Source organism: Formosimonas limnophila (genome assembly GCF_014652675.1).
Taxonomy (GTDB): domain Bacteria; phylum Pseudomonadota; class Gammaproteobacteria; order Burkholderiales; family Burkholderiaceae; genus Hydromonas; species Hydromonas limnophila.
On record NZ_BMZG01000020.1, the window covers coordinates 1 to 3,827 of the forward strand.

A 3,827-nucleotide genomic window follows, 5' to 3' on the forward strand; every position below is an offset into this window, starting at 1 on the left:
TATCCGCCAGCTACAGCGGTACCGACAGCAGGACAGGTGAACAAGGCGGTTACAATGGCTTTAATGCAGGCTTGCCTTCCGTCATGCAGGCCAAGGACGACGAGAACAGCACCACGCGCTCGGGCATCGCTGCGGGCACTGTCACCATTCGTGATGAAGCAGGGCAGCAGGCCGCCACAGGTCAAACGACTGAGCAAACCGTCGCCAATCTGAATCGTGACGTCACCCTCGACATGCAAAACGCCACAGGGCTTGAGAACCTCTACGAGCGCGACAAAGACAAAATCGCCACTGGGTTTGAGATTGTTAAAACCCTCTCAGAAAACACGCAGAAGTTCATGAGCATCATGGCCAAGGACATTGATGCAGCGGGTGAAAAGCCAGCTGTGGGCAAAGACAACAAAGCCATCACAGTGAAAGTGTTTGACAAAGATGGCAACGAAATCGGCGTGCGTCAGCTCACCAATAAAGAAGCCTATGAGAAAGGCTACGAGTTGGGCGACACCACCGTCAACGGTCAAACCCTCAACTACGCCACCCGCCAAAACCTCTGGGGCAACGGCGGCACGGGCAGCATGATTCTGACTGGCCTTGTCGGTGCCGCCAGCGGCAACGTCACAGGCAGCGGCGCGAGTTTGCTACAAAACACCGCCATCAACGTTATCCGTCAATACGGTGCAACGCAAATCAAAGACATCGCCGATGGATTCATGACAAACGGCAAACCAACCGCCGAATCAGAAACCATCCGTGGCCTCCTACACAGCATCGCAGGCTGCGCAGGCGCAGCCGCCACAGGCGGTGACTGTGCCTCAGCCGCAGCAGGCTCCGCTGCAACCGTTGCGCTCAACAACCTCATCGCAGCCGACACCAAAAACATGACGGCTGAGCAAAGACAAGCCTACAGCAATCTCATCGCCAGCCTCGTCGGTGGTGTGACCGCAGCAGCGGGTGGGGATGCAGCGGCAGCGGTTTTGGCGAGCAAGATTGAGGTGGATGATAACCTCTTGAGCCGTCCCAACATACAAAAATTAATGGCCGCTGTTCAAAACGGCGATGTGGCCGCAGCTCGAAAACTCGGCGAACGCTCGGCAGCCAATGACAAAGAACTCAAACGTATCTACGATAAATATATCAGCGGGCAGCCACTCAATAGTCAAGAGATTCAGTTCATTGCGACTTTGCGCACCAATACTGTTGGAGCCTCGACTTACACCAAACAAGAAGTTGACCGACTCGTGGCACAGCATCCAGAGTGGAGCGATGCGTTCAAAGTCGAGGTTGAAGTCATGGCCGCGCAGATGAACAACCCAGATATGCTGCGCAGATTGAGTGAGCTATCGCAGGACTTATCGACCACGGTGAACACACGCCCAGATATCGGCACCAAACCGAAAGCCATCCTCAACAGCAACGGCTATGGCATGAACATCGGCAATATGAGCGGTGCGGTTGATGAAGAAACACTGGCTGCACGAGATGCTTACTTCACCAATAGTGCTGCAGGAGCCACCTTAGTGCGCGGCGACTCAAAAACCTACAACATTTACTATGGCAATCAGTTGGGCGAAACCCTACCGTTTACGCTTGGTGTCGCTCAAGTTGACCCCAAAACAGGTGTTGGTTATGTCACGGTAGGCTTCGATGCGCAAGGCTATCCCCTATTGCGTCAGATGAATGAAACCGACCGCGCTATGGTAGCGGGTGATGTGCCGTTTAATACGATGGTGGGTGTGGTAAATGGGGTTGCGGGTACAGCGGCGACAACCTTGGCCAATGGCGGCGTTAGACCGAGTTATACCAATGGGACAACTGCGGTAAATGGGACGGTCAATGGCAAGCCAGCAGTGGTGGGGACAAATCCTGCACCTGTGGGTAATGTGTCCAATGTTAACCCAACAGGTTCAACTCAAAATTGTACTAACTGTGCTTACGTTGTGGACAATCAACTTGCAACGGGTAATACTGCAAGTGCATTGCCAAGGAGTCAACCGTTACCTTTTAATGAACTTGGGCCTTTATATAATACTCAGATGAGTGGATGGGTTAGTAAAAGCCATTTAGAACGCACTTTGCTCCAATCAGGAGAGGGCACTAGAGCTGTTGTCTATGGTATGAATTCAGCAGGTGACACAGGGCATGTTTGGAATGCGGTTGTACAAAATGGTCGCATAAATTATATTGATGGTCAAACAGGCGGAACTGGACTAAGAAACTTTTCCAACTTTCCCCACATTCAATTTGGAATTACAGGAAAATGACTGAACAAAATGCAAAGAAATTAGCCCAAGAGTATATTTTGACAAAAATGATTCCTCTTGAAGATGATGCTTACAGTATTACCCGTGTAGAAGAGTTTTCGGAAGGCTGGTATGTGTATTATCAATCGAGTAAATTTTTACAAACAAGGGACATGGGCTACTCCCTTGTTGGAAATACTCCTATTTTTGTAAGTAAAGACGGTTTGATAGTTGAATCTAGAAGAAATTGGTAGGTGTCATGTCCATTTACCCCGAAGCGTGGACGCAAAGACAAACCATGCATGAAATTCAAGGGGCGTTTTTGAATTCTTCCCCTGTTACACCTTCAAACGGTCCAATAAAAGTGTGGAGGGGAGTATCTCCAAGCGGTATAACAATTGAAGGTTTTTATGGAAAACCTGACGGTTCTGGTGCTACTGCTTGGCCTGTATGGGGGATTAAAAAATGATTTTTAGGACTTCAAATATTTGGATGGACAATACTAAAGAGTACCTGCTTGGTTCAAGTATTAGAAATATTGGCTCTCATGAAATTGTCACTTGGCTTGGTACTGACATCCAAGGTGCAGACAGCGCCGAACGTGTAATTAAGCAGTTTCACGAAGCGGCTAAACTTGAGAACCCGCCCTATGGCGGTTACTTGGGTTCAGGCAACGCGCATCATTGGGGCATGTTTAAAGGCGTGGTGTACATTCATTGCGAATACGACGAAGAAATGAAAGTCGCCATGACCTATGAGCAAGCGGTTGGCGCATTAGAAAACTACAAACAATTTCTCCTAAGTACCCGCACCGATCCTGCTAATCCACCTGCCACATTTGACATTGAGTACTTATTAGATGGCGAAGCTGCCGCTGATTTATACTTTAACAAACTCGGCGGTCGGATTGGCTTTACCTTAGATGAACGCAAAGTTATGGCTAAAGAACAGAAGAAGCGAGGCAAGAAGTGAACCGTTGGTTTTTGTTTATTTGTCAAACAGCCTCAGCGGGATTTGTCCCGCTGAGGCTGTTTGCGTTTAAGCAAAGTCAGCAAACCACCAGCACTGGCAACATGGCCAATCGCACCACACGCGGCTACTCATCGACACGCACCGAGCTTGACCAAATCGGCACAGTGCAGGCACTCGACAAAGACACCACCGTCACGGATAAGGATGGTAAAACCACGACCACACCGGCTTTGACCATGGTCGCCACCAAAGACATCAACCTCACCTCTGCCAATGTCAGTAGCGCAGGCAGTGCACTTCTCTCAGCCGAGAACATCAATTCAAAAACCATCACCACAGGTGACGCCGAACAAGCTGTTTGGGCATGGGACAGTAAGCGCAAATCTGTCGAATCGCGCAGCGACTACGCNGCTGACAACGCCATCAACCTGCGAGCGGCCAACGTCGTTGCCGATGGCGCGGCCACGCTTGTTGCTGACACCGTCAATATCGAAGCAGGGCGAGCCACCCACGATGACTACAAAGAAGAGTATCGGAAGAAGAAAGGTTTCCTCTCATCTAAAAGTACACACAACATCGATACTCACCACTCAGACACCAGCGTCGGCAGTCAAA

4 protein-coding genes are annotated in these 3,827 nt (G+C 49.9%); all 4 read left to right on the top strand.

Annotation, left to right across the window (positions count from 1 at the left end; genetic code table 11):
- The coding region (locus IE082_RS10865; protein WP_268244699.1) for a toxin glutamine deamidase domain-containing protein at positions 1-2,261 on the top strand (2,261 nt) is incomplete at its 5' end.
- Positions 2,258-2,494, top strand: a complete 237-nt coding sequence (locus tag IE082_RS10870) for a YrhB domain-containing protein (protein ID WP_189493935.1) — start codon at positions 2,258-2,260, stop codon at positions 2,492-2,494. The genes IE082_RS10865 and IE082_RS10870, both read left to right, overlap by 4 nt.
- 5 nt (positions 2,495-2,499) lie before the next feature.
- The gene (locus IE082_RS10875) at positions 2,500-2,709 is read left to right on the top strand and encodes an EndoU domain-containing protein (protein WP_189493936.1); all 210 of its coding nucleotides are present in this window, start codon (positions 2,500-2,502) and stop codon (positions 2,707-2,709) included.
- Positions 2,706-3,212, top strand: coding sequence for a hypothetical protein (locus IE082_RS10880; RefSeq protein ID WP_229809835.1), 507 nt, complete (start codon positions 2,706-2,708; stop codon positions 3,210-3,212). The genes IE082_RS10875 and IE082_RS10880 overlap by 4 nt, the downstream gene beginning before the upstream one ends.
- Positions 3,213-3,827: the final 615 nt, after the last annotated feature.

Bases quoted from the DNA above. Each gene is read 5' to 3' on its own strand.
- IE082_RS10870 (WP_189493935.1), top strand. From the start codon at position 2,258: ATGACTGAACAAAATGCAAAGAAATTAGCCCAAGAGTATATTTTGACA.
- IE082_RS10875 (WP_189493936.1), top strand. From the start codon at position 2,500: ATGTCCATTTACCCCGAAGCGTGGACGCAAAGACAAACCATGCATGAA.
- IE082_RS10880 (WP_229809835.1), top strand. From the start codon at position 2,706: ATGATTTTTAGGACTTCAAATATTTGGATGGACAATACTAAAGAGTAC.